Origin of the sequence: Rummeliibacillus stabekisii, from assembly GCF_007988965.1 — a bacterium.
Classification (GTDB): Bacteria; Bacillota; Bacilli; order Bacillales_A; family Planococcaceae; genus Rummeliibacillus; species Rummeliibacillus stabekisii.
In genome coordinates, this window is the sequence record NZ_BJVD01000001.1 from 1,169,988 (window position 1) to 1,187,738 (window position 17,751).

The 17,751-nt window shown below is 36.6% G+C and carries 13 protein-coding genes; 5 read left to right on the forward strand and 8 right to left on the reverse strand.

Annotated elements, in window-relative coordinates; genetic code table 11:
- Positions 1–331 precede the first annotated feature (331 nt).
- Positions 332–1,543, forward strand: coding sequence for a SpoIIE family protein phosphatase (locus RST01_RS05800; RefSeq protein ID WP_147194997.1), 1,212 nt, complete (start codon positions 332–334; stop codon positions 1,541–1,543).
- 101 nt (positions 1,544–1,644) lie between these two features.
- Here the strand turns inward: RST01_RS05800 and RST01_RS05805 are convergent, their stop codons facing one another.
- The 4 genes from RST01_RS05805 to RST01_RS05820 all read right to left on the reverse strand — a co-directional run bounded on the left by RST01_RS05805 (position 1,645) and on the right by RST01_RS05820 (position 5,698).
- Positions 1,645–2,733 (reverse strand): Ger(x)C family spore germination protein, encoded by a 1,089-nt coding sequence (locus RST01_RS05805; protein WP_147194999.1) that lies wholly within the window; start codon positions 2,731–2,733, stop codon positions 1,645–1,647.
- Positions 2,718–3,752, reverse strand: coding sequence for a GerAB/ArcD/ProY family transporter (locus RST01_RS05810; protein WP_147195001.1), 1,035 nt, complete (start codon positions 3,750–3,752; stop codon positions 2,718–2,720). The genes RST01_RS05805 and RST01_RS05810 overlap by 16 nt, the downstream gene beginning before the upstream one ends.
- A complete protein-coding gene (locus tag RST01_RS05815; RefSeq protein WP_244946646.1) occupies positions 3,749–5,167 on the reverse strand; it encodes a spore germination protein in 1,419 nt (472 codons plus the stop codon). Before RST01_RS05815 ends, RST01_RS05810 begins: the two co-directional genes overlap by 4 nt.
- A 330-nt stretch (positions 5,168–5,497) precedes the next feature.
- Entirely contained in the window at positions 5,498–5,698 is a 201-nt protein-coding gene (locus tag RST01_RS05820; RefSeq protein WP_147195002.1) for a hypothetical protein, read from the reverse strand.
- Between the two features lie 849 nt (positions 5,699–6,547).
- Between RST01_RS05820 and RST01_RS05825 the strand changes: the two genes are divergently transcribed.
- Positions 6,548–8,290, forward strand: coding sequence for an ABC transporter ATP-binding protein (locus RST01_RS05825; RefSeq protein WP_147195004.1), 1,743 nt, complete (start codon positions 6,548–6,550; stop codon positions 8,288–8,290).
- A 190-nt stretch (positions 8,291–8,480) separates the two neighbouring features.
- Here the strand turns inward: RST01_RS05825 and RST01_RS05830 are convergent, their stop codons facing one another.
- The 3 genes from RST01_RS05830 to RST01_RS05840 all read right to left on the reverse strand — a co-directional run bounded on the left by RST01_RS05830 (position 8,481) and on the right by RST01_RS05840 (position 10,572).
- The gene (locus tag RST01_RS05830) at positions 8,481–9,005 is read right to left on the reverse strand and encodes a DUF1643 domain-containing protein (RefSeq protein WP_147195006.1); all 525 of its coding nucleotides are present in this window, start codon (positions 9,003–9,005) and stop codon (positions 8,481–8,483) included.
- A gap of 103 nt (positions 9,006–9,108) precedes the next feature.
- Positions 9,109–9,741, reverse strand: coding sequence for a DUF1801 domain-containing protein (locus RST01_RS05835; protein ID WP_147195008.1), 633 nt, complete (start codon positions 9,739–9,741; stop codon positions 9,109–9,111).
- Between the two features lie 33 nt (positions 9,742–9,774).
- Positions 9,775–10,572, reverse strand: coding sequence for an ABC transporter substrate-binding protein (locus tag RST01_RS05840; protein WP_147195010.1), 798 nt, complete (start codon positions 10,570–10,572; stop codon positions 9,775–9,777).
- Between the two features lie 346 nt (positions 10,573–10,918).
- Between RST01_RS05840 and RST01_RS05845 the strand changes: the two genes are divergently transcribed.
- The 3 genes from RST01_RS05845 to RST01_RS05855 all read left to right on the forward strand — a co-directional run bounded on the left by RST01_RS05845 (position 10,919) and on the right by RST01_RS05855 (position 13,753).
- Positions 10,919–11,509 (forward strand): DeoR family transcriptional regulator, encoded by a 591-nt coding sequence (locus tag RST01_RS05845; RefSeq protein WP_184117520.1) that lies wholly within the window; start codon positions 10,919–10,921, stop codon positions 11,507–11,509.
- Between the two features lie 66 nt (positions 11,510–11,575).
- The gene (locus RST01_RS05850; RefSeq protein ID WP_147195011.1) at positions 11,576–13,102 is read left to right on the forward strand and encodes a copper resistance CopC/CopD family protein; all 1,527 of its coding nucleotides are present in this window, start codon (positions 11,576–11,578) and stop codon (positions 13,100–13,102) included.
- 18 nt (positions 13,103–13,120) lie between these two features.
- On the forward strand, positions 13,121–13,753 hold the full coding sequence (locus RST01_RS05855; protein ID WP_066784326.1) for a YcnI family copper-binding membrane protein: 633 nt from the start codon (positions 13,121–13,123) through the stop codon (positions 13,751–13,753).
- Between the two features lie 247 nt (positions 13,754–14,000).
- On the opposite strand, the gene RST01_RS05860 is transcribed toward RST01_RS05855, so the two are convergent.
- Complete coding sequence (locus RST01_RS05860; RefSeq protein WP_244946647.1) at positions 14,001–17,534, reverse strand: S8 family peptidase; 3,534 nt, start codon at positions 17,532–17,534, stop codon at positions 14,001–14,003.
- Positions 17,535–17,751: the final 217 nt, after the last annotated feature.

Here is a 17,751-nt window from a genome sequence, read left to right on the forward strand (position 1 = left end):
ATGTTATGATTAATCACGATTTAGATCTTTCGGTTATTAAAATAACTGGAGAACCCTTTTTCTCATTTTAAAACTACTCTTTATTTCGCTAGGCAACTTTTTTTGCAAACATCTTAAAATATCTCGAGAATGGTAGAAATCCTACACCTGCACTGATGATATCATTACTCATACAATACGCATCTACATATTTCAAATATTAGTGTATTAGAATAATTGAATGCAATTGGACATTGTCTACATATGAGCTATCCTGAAGAATTATCAAATACAAACCATCAATGTTTGAAACAACAGTTAACTAAAAAGCAGATAGAGGAGATTTTATAAAATGGATGAGCTATTGGATCGTGCACCATGTGGTTTTCTAAGTATGACAGAAGATGGTACCATCACATTGGTAAATCAAACTTTAGTAGAACTGCTTGATTATAAGAGAGAGAATTTGGTTGGGGAACATATCAATTTGATCCTAACTTCTCCATCATGCCTTTTTGTTCAGCTTTACCTTTTACCACTTATAGCGCTAGAAGGCCACGTTGAAGAATTGTATATAACTTTAAAGACAAAGAATGGCGGAGAAATTCCTATTCTTATCAATGCTTCTAAAAAAAACGTAATTGAAAACAATAATATTAAGTGCATATTAATTCCAATTAGACAAAGAAATAAGTATGAAAACGAACTGTTAATCGCAAAAAAAGATGCTGAAGCAGCTCTAAAAGCTAAGCATGATGCTATTGAAGAATTACGGGTAACACTAGAAACATTAGAATCTCAAACAGAGGAACTTCTAAGACTGAATGAACAAAACCAACAATTCAAAATAGAAACAAAAAGAGAGCTTGAACTGGCTCGAAAAATTCAACAAACATCGTTAACCTCTCCAATTCAAAATAAAGATATTGAAATGGAAACATTCTATAAAGCATCTAAAGACTTATCTGGTGATATATATGGGATTTATCAACTTGATTCAACCCGATTCGGGATTATCCTTCTTGACGTAATGGGACATGGTATCTCTTCAGCATTAATCACGATGTCCCTTCATGCCCTTTTCCATAGATTAATTAGGGAGGATGGCCTCACAGTCGAAAAAGTGATGAAAGGTTTAGATAACCATCTGCATGAATTGTTCCAAAATAACGAAGAGGCAAGGCATTATTGTACTGCTATTTTTCTTTTAGTAGATACAGATAAACAACAAATCGATTACATAAATGCCGGTCATCCATCTGCACTGTGGCAAGATGCGAATGGTACACAATTTGAATTACATTCGACTACTCCTCCTCTTGGATTATTTAAAAATGTGAGATTTGAATCTCAAACCCTTTTATATAAAAACAGCGGTAGATTACTCCTTTATACAGATGGTGTAGACCCTCTGGGGACAGAGTATTTGCACCCGTTCCTTATGGAGAATGCATCTTTATCTTTGCCTGCATTTAAGAAAAAAATGTTACAAACACTTTCCAACTGTCAGATTGATAACTCTAAGAGTGATGATCAGTGTTTTATTATTATTGATATAAAATGAAGAATTAAGCTGCTATAGCCTTTTCAATAAACAAACATGAATGTGTAACATTCATGTTTGTTTCAGTAATCTAACTAAAATACAATCAGTAGACAGATTGCTTATCTAGTGCTGCCACTTCTTTCGATTTGTACATTTACTTTTGCCTTTATTTCCATGTCCTTATATAATTCTTTCCATTTTCCTTCTTTCCATAGATTCGGATGATATGCTCTAATCTCTTCTCCTATCCCTATTACATCTGATTCAGCATCCTGGCATTTTTTAAACATCTTGGCCATGTCTTTTTCAATCCTTTTTTCAATAAACTTCTCTATTGGATCTCTTTTTTTCTTTTTGTTTAAATGGTCAGGTGGATATTCTGTCATGACAACAGGCATTTTTATTTCATAGGTCATCTTTATCTTACTTCCAACCTGAGCTACTTTTTTCTTCTTTTTAAAACGGATCACACTAAATGAAACCGGAATTTGTTCTCCGTCCTTATCCCATAAATATGATAGCTCAGCAAAATTTGCTTTTCCATGACCTAATAAAGTGACAAATTGAGACTCTCTTTGTGTAAGATGAACGCCGGTATATTTTTGACCATTAAATAATGCTAAACCTTTTGCTTGTGGAAGCCCTTTTCCACTAGTTTTTATATATGGTAAACCTAAGTCCACTCCTTCACTAAACATTAGATTGGCTGCAATTTCTAAATTAGTTTTAGGATATATAGAGTAATCTTCAAAGCTTTTTATAAAATCTAAATAATACTCACCAATCTCTTTTGGTATGGTTTCTTTCAAATTTAAATATCTTTTTACAGAGCCATCTGTTATAGCAATTTTCGCAGTCATCGGACTCTGAGCTGAACGGTAATAGACATCCAACATTTTATATAAGTTTTTTTTTGCTGTATCTTCATTAAATAATATTGTCGTCAACTCTGCTATATCTATAGCTTGCTCTGATTTGTTATTAGCATCCATCCTCACTTCTCTCGCTGTTTTACCTTTTCCATCAAGTACAATATATTGGGTTGGATCGTCACTAGAACTAGGATATGCATAGTAAGCTTTGATGTCCCCAATATATCCATCAACTCCTATAACAGATATGATAGCAAGATCTTTATACAACCTCTGATCCCAACAACCACTAAGAAATAGAGAACTAATCACGAAGAACATCAAAGCTCGGCGCATTTAGATTTCCTCCTTCTATTGAATAACATAATGATGAAAGGAAGAATAAAAGTAGTTGGGATATAAAAATAGTGGAAGTGGTTTCGAATGAATTCCATTACTTGAATGTTTATTATTCCTACGCTACCAATAAAAACAATCAAATGCAAAACAGCCATTGGCCATATTTTGTGCTTACGTTTCTGTTTGAAATAGACAATTCGTATATTGAACACGATTAGACCAAATGAAATAATGCTCCAGCCCAGCCATAAAAAAAAGAAGAAAATATCGAGTCTTTTTACAAATGTTACTTCGATTGATTTTAAAATATACAAGATAGGTTCTGTTACATACGGCAAAGCATCTGTAGCAAAATACATTTTAGTAACAATAACTAAGAAACCAATAAATAGTGTTATAGAAAGTTGGAAGGTTAGAATATCTTTAAAGCTTATTTTATCCTCTGGCAAAACATATTTTCTTAATACTAAATATCCCTCTAGTCCTGTAAAAGCAGCCATTGCAACCATCGTCCCTTTCATCCATTGACCTCCTGTACTCGTCCCTATTGGGAATAGATGATTAAGGCTTAACTCTGGAATAGAAAATAACAAATATATAATAAAAATAAAAATAAAAGGAATTATAAATACTGGTAAATTGATTATTGTAGACGGTCTGCTTACACTGATATAAAAAGATATTAATAACATTAATACTAATGAAATAGTATGAGGTGTGTTTTGCTGTACCCAAATATTCAAATTGTATTGCATATAAATGATTGAACCAATGAGAACAATTATCCAAATGAAAATATATATCCAAGCTGTGAACTTCCCTAATTCGAAGTACTTATATAATTTTTCGTATATCCATAATTGAAAGAAAACAATTAGTGATCCCACAAAGAATATAATCCACGCATCACGCCCACCAGCTAAAATAATTGTTTCGGGATAACCAATAAATATGATACCTGTTGATCTGAAAAAGAGCATGAGAAAAAGTTGAACTTTTGTAATTGTAAAATTCATATTTCCCTTCCTTTCGGGTCAAAACTGCTGGGTTGTGGAGATGATTTGGTGTGTTTTCCACGGAATAAAATTTGTTTCACTTTCTTTGGATCAAATGGAACTATTGGATATAGATAGGGTGATTTCAATGAGTTTAAATTACATAAATGAACAACTAAAGCAAGCGCTCCTATCAATATCCCAAAGAATCCTAGTATTGAAGCAGCAAACATAAATGGAAAACGCAAAACTCGGATAGAAGTATTTAACTCCACTGACGGTACTACATAACTAGATATAGCCGTTAAAGCTACCACAATTACAACCATATTTGAAACTAAACCTGCATTGATAATGACATCTCCGACCACTAAACCACCGACAATACCAATAGTTTGAACCAAAGCTACTGGAAGCCGTACACTGGCCTCACGAATGAGTTCAATAATAACTTCAACAATCAATGCTTCAAATATGGGTCTATAGGGAATTTCACTTATATCTAATTTTAACTTCTTACTTAATTCTATTGGCAGCACCTCATAATGAAAACTAACAACCGCTATATAAAAGGCAGGTAAAAAAATGGCTGCCAGAAAACTAAAGACTCGCACCATCCGATAAAAAGAACCCACGATTACACGACTATTAAAGTCATCAGGCGATTGGTAAAATGAAAATAATGTCACTGGTGCGATAAAAGCATTCGGGGAAAAATCAGACATTATAATAATTTTTCCCTCAGAAAGATTAGCGAAGACCCTATCTGGCCTTTCTGTATTCAAGATTTGTGGAAATGGAGATAAGGGAGAATCCTCAATAAAGTCATTTGCTTGACCAGAAGTGTACAATCCATCTATTTTATCTTTCATTAGATCAAGTTTGCGCTCTAATTCTGTGAGGTTATCTTGATTGGCAAAGCGGGCTAAATAAAAATAATATACCTCAGCTTTATTGTCCGTTCCAACAGTCACTTTTTTAACAATTAAATCTGGTACTCGCATCCTCTTTCTGATCAATCCCAAATTCACATCCATATCTTCGACAAACCCTTCATGGGAACCTCGTATAATTGATTCGTTCGTCGGTTCATCTGGGGAACGATGAGGCAAATCGGGTATAGTAAAACGAACCATTTGCTGAGAATTCAATAATAGTAGCACTGTAAATCCCTGGCAAACATACTCAACTAATTTTTCAAGATTATAACTCTCCTTTTGGGAAGATGTCGTTGCATCCCACTCTTTTTCATTTACCGTTGTTTGCATCTTCAATAAATTCACTATATCTTGTACATCTTTTTTGTTAGCCATCGAACTGTAGTAACAGAGAATAGCATACTGATCTTTCGGAAAAGAAATTTCTCTAGCTACAAAATCTACCGAATTATAAAAAGTAGCATTTAATTTTTCAACCATCGATTCTAGCTGAAGCACTTTAATACCCCCTACTCTACTCTTTTTTAATAAATTTAATTAAAAATAATCTATTTAACTTTCATACCTTCTTTTCTTCAGTATGGATTGAAAGATTACATTTCAAACAGAATCTCTTAATTTATTTATTGGAAAGAGTGAATAATTTAAAATCTCTTTTCTTAAAAGATTGATTAAAATGCGGGACATATATTATGAAGGTTGGTCCTTAGGAGAATGCTGATTTAGTTAAAGTCAAAAAGCCGAACTATATAGAATGCTGTGCTAGCATTGCTAATAGTTCGGCTTTTCTAGTTGTGGATAACTAATTGATGATCTTTTCATTAAGAATCATTCAATAAAATAATTATCCCTTGAAATCATTTTATTTTTATAATTACATTCTATCAATTCCAATATTTTTTCTTCATTCAAACCAGTTAAAGTACTTATCGTTTGAATATGACATGGAACAGATAACGTTTTGCAACGCTGTATTATCCCATCTATTTGCATATAATAGAGCTGATCTCGATCTACCATTTTCCCCATAATCTTTATCCCCTATCCTAATTATTCTCAAGCAATTGAAGAATTTTACACGATAGTTATTACCAATTGGATATTAATAAATTTCAATAAAAATAATTTTGTTTCTACTTGCCTTCCACTTTTGAAAAATAGCAAAAACAGCATCCAGAAAACAGAAATATGGTGAAATAAACAAATCTCTATCAAGATTATGTTATGGAAATTTTAAAAGAGAATCGAGGGATGAAAAAGAAGGTTTTTCGAGGATTTTTCAATAATAAATGTAGTCACAAAAACTAATTACAGTAAATACAACAGTAGTTTATTTGAATCATTTCATAAATTTTTTGTAATAGTATATAAAGGAATCTTTATCTTTGCCGATTAAGGCTTCGCTCCAACTGGATTTTAAACTCAAGCTCATCAAAAGGATTTACGTCTTCCTAAACACTATAAAATCGAGATTATTCGTCAATCTTCGTCTGTTTTTACGAAAAATACTCATTTATCAAATTGATTCTCATAAACTCCCCCCTTAGTGTATTTATTATATAAATTCTTCATTTAAATACTCTAATCCTTTATTTAAGCAAATAAATACTTAATCTATCTAAAATAGTACAGTTTTTGTTATTAAAAGATCTTTGTTGGAATCTACTACCCATACTATAGGTTTAAATTGGCATTTTCAAGCAAAATCACTTTTTGTCAAAAGTGAAGAAATACTGTTTTCCAGATATTTCGATATAAAGTTACACGCTACCTTTTGCAAATTACCTTTTGATTAAATTTTATTCAATCCCTGCTGCCTGACACACACTGAAAAGATGTATATAATTTTATTACTATGAGAGAAAGGAACACTACTCTATGAAACAAGAAAAGAATCAAAAAGGCTGGCGTCCGTTTCTTCAGCTTGTACAACAAGCGAACCCGCCAAAACTCTTAATCAGCATAGCCATCCTGCTAAGTCTAGTTACGACAGGTGTAGGCTTGCTCGTACCACTTTTCACTAAAAACCTGGTGAATGATTTTTCAATTAGCGCCATCAACGCAAAAAGTGTATCCTTCCTAGTCGTAGCGATCCTTGCTCAGGCATTGGCAAGCGGTTTCTCCATTTATTTATTGAATCGTATTGGTCAAACAGTTGTGGCGAGCATTCGAGATAGGCTTTGGAAGAAGCTACTTGTATTGCCTGTCAGTTATTTTGATGAACACCCTTCTGGCGAGACAGTTAGCCGAATGACGAATGATACATCGGTTGTGAAAGATCTCATCTCTGACCACTTAGCAAACTTTGTTGCAGGTATTATTTCCATTGTGGGTTCTATTATCGTTCTCTTTATTTTAGATTGGAAAATGACACTTGTGATGTTCATTGCAATACCGATTGCGGCTGCTATACTTGTTCCACTTGGTAAAAAAATGTACAAAATCGCTAAAGGAACACAGGATGAAACGGCAAAATTCACCGCTGTCCTTCAGCAGGTCTTATCTGAAATTCGACTTGTTAAATCTTCCAATGCTGAAGAAGTTGAATATGCGAATGGGCGTCGAGGCATTACCAACTTATTCAATTTTGGTTTAAGAGAAGCTAAAGTCCAATCGTTAATTGGCCCAATCATTAGCCTTGTCATGATGACACTTCTTGTTCTGCTACTGGGTTATGGCGGCATGCGTGTTTCATCCGGTGCGTTAACAGCGGGCTCTTTAGTAGCATTCATCATGTATTTGTTTCAGATCATTATGCCAATGGCCCAAATGGCGTCATTTTTCACTCACTTCCAAAAAGCTACAGGTGCCACAGAACGAATCATTGATATTCTTGAATTAGCCCCAGAACCGAATGCTACAGATGATGTTGAACAGGTAAATGCAGATTTAAAAGTGGAACATGTCAACTACAGCTACAATGAAAAGGATACTATCTTACATGATATAAACTTTACTATCCAGTCAGGAAAAGTAACCGCTATTGTCGGACCTAGCGGAAGCGGTAAAACAACCCTGTTCTCTCTCTTTGAACGTTACTACCAGCCCAATAGTGGACGTATTACCATTGGCGATAAATCAATCAACGATTTCACCCTTGCCTCTTGGCGAAGCCATATCGGTTATGTATCACAAGAAAGCCCGATTGTGTCTGGGACTATACGGGATAATATCTGCTATGGTTTGATGCGTGAGGTGACCGACGAGGAGATTCAGACTGTCGCTAAAATGGCTTATGCCGATCAATTTATCGCGGATCTCCCAAATGGCTATAGTACAGAAGTTGGCGAAAGAGGAATGAAACTTTCTGGCGGCCAACGTCAACGTATTGCCATTGCACGAGCGTTTTTAAGAAATCCAGAAATTTTGATGCTAGATGAAGCGACATCTAGCCTTGACAGCAAATCGGAGAAGGTTGTGCAACAAGCATTAGACGACCTAATGAATGGTCGAACCACTATTGTCATCGCACACCGTCTCTCAACAGTTATTGATTCAGATCAGATTATTTTTCTTGAAAAAGGTAAAATCACAGGAAGCGGTACACATGAGGAGCTCTATCAATCACATCCTCTTTACAAAGAATTCGCAGATCAGCAATTGCATAGAGTGGAAGAATAGTAGACCCCTTATTCACAGTGAAAAACTGGTAGTTAGCCAGAACTACTGTGGATAAGGGGTTTTAAATGAAAGATTTAAAGAACTTTTACTATTCCGAACGCAAACAATCCCCAACCTTTTAACAGGCTGGAGACTAAATCTTTGGTCTTTATAGTTTTATGGTTATTGAAATTTTCCAACCGTTGAAAAATTATGATGACAGGCCTATCTTTTCATGAAATTGATATTCCTTAAAATAAGTCATCGTTTTAATGAACGATGGATGCATAGGACAGCCGAAACTATTAGCATCTAGAAGGTGCGCTTTTTTTCCTGTCTCTTCTAAGTATTTCAAAATAGGATAGTTGGCATTGAACCATCCCCCTTTTGAGCCCCATGCTGCCACCACAATATGAGCTTTATCAATCGACTTCTTGATCGTCCAAAGATTTTGAGGAATAGAACGTATTTCTGCCCCTAGCAACTCTTCTGTTTTAGCGGTGCGTAAAGAAAATAAATTAACAATACTGATTGAGCCATAACCATTAAATTCGGCAATCTTAATGCAACGATCAATCGTGTGGTCACATTTGTCCAAATCAATAGAACTCGGATTTAACATAATATATAAACAATCCGGCAAATCTTCATCCCATGTACAAGTGAGTTTTAGACGGTGTTTCTGAGATTCGTCGAAGATTACTTCAATGTGCTCGTGCGATTTCCATGCTCTCATTTCCTCAGCACCTCATTCAGTATTTTAGTTTTTATTTCATTCTTCTCTAGAAGTCCAAAACCCTTTATTATTCGACAGATTCATTGTTTATTTTTCAATAACCTTATATAAACTTGTGTGAACCATCGCAATTCGGCATTTTTTTTGACATGCCACATATACAATCGTTCAATCCTTTACCGCTAAGAATTCTTTCGATATTCTTTGTTATCCTGGCATCTCGCGTTTTTGATTGTTTGGCAGCTGAAAAATGCATGATATAGGCTCTTTGTCGTCCAGGCGTTAATGACTCAAAAGATGCTTTTAAAGCTGGCATTTCAACAAATTTTGTTTTTAATTCTTCTGGCATCTCTACTTCTTCTTTTTTGGGAGCTACCTTCATGCCGGCCTTTTCCACTTCAATTGCTTCAAAGATATATGCTTTTACCGTGTCTTTCATAGACTCCATCTCTATGACATTAGCAAATCGAATTTGGCGACCACCTTGTGTATTCTCCCCTGGTTTGACTAAGATGCCATTGGGATCTTTTAATAAGGAGCCTTTAAAGAAGCCCAGTGCACAATATTTTTTAAATGCCTGAATCATAACGATATTGTTATCATCCATCGTGTAGCAAGGAATCCGCCACTTCCATTCTTCCGTAAGGCCACAGGATAGAATTATTTCTCTCAGCAATTTCATTTCCTCTTGCCAAAGGGTCGCACTGTTTATATATTCATCAATTTTGGGATTCATTTTGCTCAAAACCTTCCTAATTCATTTACTTTACTAATCTCTGACAGAGATAGCTCTTCTTTTTACGTCCTTCAGATATTCAGAAGCCTCCAGCATCTTTGCGCCATACCAAAACATCTCACCATCTACTAAAAGAATTTTGACCTTTGGAAGGAACTTACGAAATTCTGCTATATGCTTTTCTTGAAATGGAAAAGGTTCAGAAGCAAGCAGAAGGACATCAAGATTAGCCTCTGCAAGTTCTTCGTTTGTAACCTCAGGGTATCTTGATTCTTTCTTCGTAAAGGGATTTTCGAACCCTAATATCCTTAAGACATCATCAATATACGTTGTTCCGCCAACGGCCATATATGGCTTTCGCCAAATTATATAGGCCGCTTTAAGCGTTTGATCCCCTGTAGGTGTAGGAAAAACATTTTGACATGAGGTAAGCAGCTCATGAGCCTGCTTCTTTCGATTGGTCAATGACCCAAGTGTTTCAATCAACCGATATGCATCGTCTGTACTCTGTACCTCTGTGACGAAAACTGGGGCAATCTCTTCTAATGCAAGCACAATGTCTCTCGTATTTTCTTCTTTTTCTGCCAAAATTAAATCCGGCTGCAAATCACGGATAGTTTCAATCTTAACCTCTTTTGTGCCGCCAACGATGGGGATATTTTCTACTTTTCCTTTTGGAAATATACAATATTTTGTGCGTCCTACAATCATTTCGTCAAGCCCTAATGAAAAAAGAGTTTCCGTAATGGCTGGGCAAATAGAGAGTATTCGTTTAGGAGAGTCAGGAACAGTTATATGCCTTCCAATGTGATCCGTTATAGAATTTGCCATTTTGCAACCCCTCCATAGTTTGACCTTCAATAACTTTCGAATATTCTGTCGATTATATCGTTAGTTTATTTTACAGTATGACATTGATGATATCTAGTGTTTCTACATTAGAAAAGAGTATATTTTAAAAAGTAAATTACCCGCATATGAGAGTACAATTTAATTTAGCCGTTGTAAATAGGGCGAATATATACTTCCCTGTCACAAAAAGTTTCTATTTTAATAATAAAGCAGTAAACAATCAGACTATCTCGTTGATTTTTATTGTTATTGCACTTACAATTATCATGTTATAAAATGTTTATTTTTGTTATAAATTATCAATACTATAACAGGAGGGGATATCATGTTGCCGCTTGAACGACAAAAGCGCATAAAAGAATTAATCAGTGAAAGAAAACATTTGAAGATTACAGAGTTAAGTGAGCTATTGAATGTTTCCGAAATGACCATTCATCGTGATGTAAAGCCATTGATTCAGGAGGGCATGGTCGAAAAAACGTTTGGAGGCATTTGTCTTGCTCCATCATACCAAGCTTCCAATAGCACTAACTCGAATCTCTGTGTACTATGCCACAAAAGTATAAATGATAAGTTAGCCTATCGATTAATTTTAAGCAATAACCAGATTGAAATGGCTTGTTGTACACATTGCGGACTGCTTCGCCATCAACAGCTTGCAGAGGAAACCATGCAAGCTATTTGCCCAGACTTTCTTACCCAAACAACAATTAGTGCACCTATGGCATGGTATGTGATGGACACATCTCTGAATTTAGGATGCTGCCAACCTCAAGTACTTCCCTTTCAATGGCGTGAGCATGCAGAGAACTTTGTAAAAGGTTTTGGTGGTAAAGTGTATTCGTTTGAAGAAGCTATGCAACAAGTCTCTCAAAAAATGAATGGCAGCAATAATGATTGCTGTTCAGATTGCTAGGGGGAGTTTGCTATTTTTAAAAAATATATTGCCCAATTGGCGTTGTTCATAGTAGCTTCCATAGCCTTGTTGCTTCCCCTTTTTGGGATGCCTACTGCCGATGCACATTCTGCCCTTATCGAATCGATACCTGCTGAAAAAGCTGTAACTGAAAAATCACCAACCACATTAAAGTTGCGCTTTAATGAGCCGGTAGAATTAGACTTAGCGAATGTTACTATTTATGACCGAAACTCATTGCCTGTCTTTACACATCAACCAGAAAGTAACAGTGAGCGTTCAGCTAATCTTTCTTTTTCACTTCCTAAGTTAAAAAAAGGAACTTACACCGTTCAATGGAGTGTGGTGTCATTAGATGGTCATCCTGTCAGCGGTTCTTACTACTTTTCAGTTGGCAAAGCAACTAGTAATGGAGCAAACGCAATCGCAGATGGCAATCAAACAAGCGGTGTACTGCTGATTATTTTCCGTACGGTTGCACAAGGCGCTATTGTCTTACTAGCAGGTGTCTACATATTTAGCCTTTGGGCGGAGAGACGCAACTATCCTGCTCTTCGTCAGTTAATCACTAAATTCAACTGGATTTATCCAATCCTACTGGTAGCGAGTGCAGCCGAATTAGTGGCTTACGTAAATTCACTCCCACCTGGATTGGTACAAGCTATGTTTAAAGGAAGATGGGATCTATTGCTGCACTTCCCATTTGTGCTGATGTTATTTGCACAATTAGCTTGCATTCTACTTCTCTTGATTCCTGGTATGGTGCGAGGCTGGTATATTATCTTGTGGCTAGCATTGGCCATCACGCCAGCGTTTGGAGGACATGTATGGGGTCTGGCACATCCATATGCTGCATTGATTCCGCGTATTATTCACCAACTAGGCATAAGCCTATGGTTAGGCGCACTTTTGTACATGATTTTAATTAGACGCAAAGGAAAAGTTCATTGGGAAGAATTTAGAACCTTCTTCGTCAATCGAGTTCTTGTCTTTTCCGGGTTAGTCATCCTTTCCGGAATAGCCATGGTATTTTTCCAAACCAGTTGGAAAGCTATATTTGAAGGATGGATGAATTGGAGCACATTGCTTCTTTGCAAAATTGTGCTTACTCTTCTAATGCTTTGCTTGGCACTTGTGCAAACACTTAAATGGAAGAAAAACGGAGAATTTTCTACTTTCCGTCTAATTCGCACAGAATGGTTGATCGGTATTGTTCTTATATTACTTGGTGTTTGGTTAAGCCAATCAGCTTATCCCCTGCCAAAAACTTCGTATGATAAAGCTTTGACAGCATCGGAGTCAACAGTCCAAGTTCATATGAAAAATTTGCATGCCGGCAATAAAACAATGACGATCGAAATACCTCCGCTAAAAGGGAAAAAACCAAAAGATGTGAGCGTTACAATCTTTATGACCGATCATGATATGAAGGCCGGTCCTTATCCTGCCAAAGAAATGGATACCGGAAACTATCAGGTCTCACTTCCTTTCGTGATGTCCGGCAACTATCGTTACAGTATCACAGCCAACTACCCTGGTGGAAAAACCACGGAATGGACTGATCAAGTCTCAATCAGCAGTGCAAATAATTAATAATAGGAGAAGATAAAAATGAAAACAAAGAAAAAATGGTTAACCCCTATATTAGCTACATCAATTTTAATGGGATTTACTTATACAGCGGATGCTCATGTCTCTGTACAACCAAAGGAATCAACAACAAATGCATATGAGAAGTATACAATGCGTGTACCTGTTGAAAAGGATATCAACACAACTAAAGTAGAATTAAAGGTTCCTAAAGGGGTCAGCCTTGTCTCTGTTATGCCAATACCTGATTGGGGTTATGAACTTAAAAAAGATAAGGATGGACAAGTCAGCTCAGTTATTTGGACAGCTAAAAAAGCTGGAATTAAAGCCAACGAATTTATGGAATTCGCCTTTATTGGTGCGAATCCAAGCAAACCAGGAGAAGTGAGCTGGAATGCGTTACAAACCTATAAAGATGGTTCTGTAGTAAAATGGACAGGCGCTCCTGATTCAGATGAGCCCGCTTCTGTGACTACGATCAACAAAGGCGATGCAGAAGCAGGACATAATAAGGCTAATGCTCAAAGCGAAGCCAAAACAACGGAAGCAAAAGCTGAAACAAGCACAAACGATTCCTCCAATTGGCTTCCAATTACACTATCTGCAGTAGCTCTTTTACTAGCACTAATTAGTCTGTTTCGTAAAAAAGGCTAATATTAAAGAATAGGGATTAAAACCTCTGAAAACTTTAAAGTACTAATTTGAACTTGTGAAGAAGTGGAATTAACTACGCTTTCCGCGGGCGAGCGCCGAGCCTCCTCGCTACGCTGTGGGGTCTCGTCTGTCTCGCTATCCCGCAGGAGTCTTCGTTATTTCCACTTCCGCAAATTACAATCTATCAAATATATACTTCTACTAAAAAAGTCTTCAACCTCTTTAGAGATTGAAGACTTTTTAATTTTTATTTATTAGTTGAAATGCTTAGTTTATATGGCTTCATGCTAGCATTGCCATTTACATCATTCACCTTGATATGATATCTGCCTTTTTTCAGATTAAATGGGGTGATTTCTGCATCGCCGCTAGAATAGTAATCTGACTTAAATACTAGTTTTCCATTTTTATAAACAGAAATGACACCATCAATTTCTTGGCCAGCAGATAGCTTGATGACCCCTTTGGTATTTTTCGTTACATTATATTCATACCAGTCGCTATCTCCCTTTGTGATACCTGCATTGAAGTAGCCTGTGGCAGTTTTCACCTTTGTTCCTTTCAGCTTAAGTGGCTTAGACGGGATATTTTTCTTCACAACTGAGCCAGCATCTTCATCCTTCGTGGGTGCTGAAGCAAGTGTAAATGTGTAAGGGACAATAGACATTGGAACATTACCATTCATCATTGGTTCCATCATAATGAAATAATTTTTTCCCTTTTTAGCGTTAAATGACCCATATAAATGACCCCAAATACCCTTGTCAATGACATGTACATAATTATATTCTTCTTCATCTATTTTTCTATTATTATTTCGGTCTTCAATTATAACTGTCACACCTGCATACATGCTTAATAAATCCTTTGCATATGTTGCTTTCATGGTATCTGTAATGGTGTGCTCATCAATGGTAACACCGATTAACTCCGTTTTCTTTGCCTGATAATAAAAAATATCCCTATCATATGGCATTGCAAAATTCCCTTTAAACGATGCTCCAGGTAAATTTTTCACATTCTCAAATGAATCATTGTCTTCATATTGATCCTCTACTCCGGAGAGCCTTACCTTAGAGCTTAGCTTGTACGGTTCAAACGAAATACTATTAGAATCATTAAAGTAATTCGATTGGATATTCACTAAATATGTCTTGCCTTTTTTAAAACCTGTATAGAAATTCTTCTTGGTTGAGATTAAACTACTGCCCCAATCAATGTTATCACCAAGGTTATTTAAGTTTAATATTTTTTCACCTTTTTCATTTTTCTCCTCATCAAGCTGATATATATCCATCATTGGAATCTCATTATCTTTATTTTCTAACGTAAATTTAAAGATGGCTGTTTGTTCTGGTTTGATGATATACCAATCCTCATCCATGTTGTTTTGCAAATAAGCGGATGTCTCCCCAATCATAGAGTAAGGTCTTGCGCTATCAAGTATCCCCTGAACATATTCATTAGGATCTTCTGTTTGCGGATCTTCTGACTCTTGTTCTTCTGACTCTTGTTCTTCTGCCTCCGCAAGTGCTGCTCGTTGTTTGGCAAGCGCATCTGTTTGTAGGCTTTCAGTTCCATCTGTTTCTTCAGTAGATTCTTTATCTTCCATTTTCGGATAGTTATCCTCATCCTCTGGGAGCACTTTCGTTTCTATTTTTAATCCATAAGGAATAATCGATTGTTCAACGGATGTATTGGATTCTGAAATCTCCATACCCATAAAGAAGTCAAAAAGGCCAAAGTAATTGCTTGGTTTATTGGAGACTTTAAGGATATAGGTTCCCGGCTCAGCTGAATAAGTAAGCTTATCACCTTCACTTGTACCACCATTATTGGCATAAGCAATTGGTTCAAGCAATTCTTTATCCTCTAGTACCTTCTTAAGCAATTTTGCCTTTTCTTCTTCTGTTATTTCCTCATCAGGCGACAATATTTGTTCCAATTGATACAAGCTCATGCTTGGATTCACACCTGGCACTCCAGTTGTCGTAATCTTAACCGCTTGTTTCTCCTCAACTTTGAAAGTATAGTAATCATTATCGCCTTTCTCACCGATGAATGTATAGCCCTCTTTCGATTCGAATGGGAGTGCATCTATAGCTACCATATTTACTACAGATGAATCGTCCTTAGGGAGTTCCTTCGTTTTTTCAACGGACAATGAATAATGAGATTGTTTTTTTGATGTGCTGTCATAACTACCGTTTACATCTTTCACGCCAATAGCCACAGTTCCTGAAAATGGCGCCTTTACAAGCTTTCCTTCCGACTTGCCAGCTCCGGTGCTGTTTACGTCCATAGTTTCTTTTTTGTTATCCCCATAGAAATGGATCATCATTTTATAATCATACTGGGCAGCACCTTCTAGCACAGCTTGAATCGAGTCACCTTCTTCAACCTTAAACTGGATCCATTTTTGTTCAAAAGGCTTCGTTATCTGGCCATCTATTTTTATCTTATCGTTGCTTTCTACTTTTTGAGCATTGTTAACTATTTCCTGCTGATTCCACTTTTCCTTTACAAATGTAGGAACTTTCTTAGTGTTAAATTTCATCGCTTCTACAACATTCAGGAGACCGTTCGCATATTTCTCGTCAAAACCTGCTGGACCTAAGTCTGTCGCGCTTTGCTCTAAAATATACTCGACTTGTGACGGCGTTAATTTTGGATATTTGGACAGCAATAAAGCAGCGGCACCTGCTACCATTGGCGAAGCCATAGAAGTACCGCTCATTTTTTGGAAGCTTGATTTCTTCTCTGCCTCATAAAAAGTGCTGTAAATTTCATCTCCTGGGGCGACAAGATCAACAGAAGTTCCGTAACTCGAATAATCCGCTAATTTTTTTCGGCTATCCACAGCTCCTACGCTGATGACGCCTTCATAGCCAGCCGGATAATTCACCCAATCATCTCCAGAGTTGCCCGCAGACGCCACGACGACCACGCCTTTTTCATTCGCTTTATTGATCGCTTCTTCGATTAAAGGTGAGGGCATTGGACCACCAAGACTCATATTAATTACCTTTGCGCCCTTTTTAACTGCATGTAAAATCCCTTCAGCTATGCTATAGTCACTGGCACCCCAACGTTCAAACACATCTATCGGCAGGATTTTGACATTTGGATTTATCCCGTATCCACCAATTCCGTTATTTTTATTGGCTGCTATAATCCCGGCCACATGTGTTCCATGATTATCTGTTGCAGGCTGATGCATTGGGTCCAGGGCGTTATAGCCAGGCAAAAATAAGCCCTTTAGATCTGGATGTTTTGTGTCAATACCTGTATCAATGACCGCTACAGTCACTTTGGTTTTACCCGCTAGCTGCTGGGCTTTGGCGATATTTAACATAGAGAGATGATACTGCTCTGCAGCTTTCGGGTCGGTATTCCCCATTGTCTGATAGTTAACACTTGGGCCGATAGACTGGACCTTCTGAAGTTTTTGATATTTTTGAATCACTTTATACAGGTTTTTCTTGTCCTTCACTTTTACTACGGCATAGTGCAGGTTCGAAAACTGCTTTACGACTGTGCCACCTGCAAGTTTGTGCTCTGTTGCTGTCAGAGGCTTATCAAATTTAATAACGAGTGTATCCTTGCTCAATGGGTTTTGCTTTTCGGTATCTCCTGAGTGGATTCCCTTCGCCTCGAACTTAGAAAGATTTGTACTACTAAATGGCTTGCTTACTGCCGCTGTCCAAGTTGGCATGATAGTAGAAGCCATAAGGCCAGTACTGACACCTAGAACAGCGAGTTTCTGATAAAATGATTTCAACATTTCCCCTCCTAAAAACATAGTCATATGAATCATAGCTTTTATTCAAAATTTTGGAAATATATTCCGTAACCAAAATTCCGCTAGAATTCGACACGCATTAGATTGAGATGTATCTTGACTAAGATAGGTCAATTTGTTAGTATTTACACCATTTATTGATAGGTCAATTTGTTAGTATTTACACCATTTATTGATAGGTCAATTTGTTAGTATT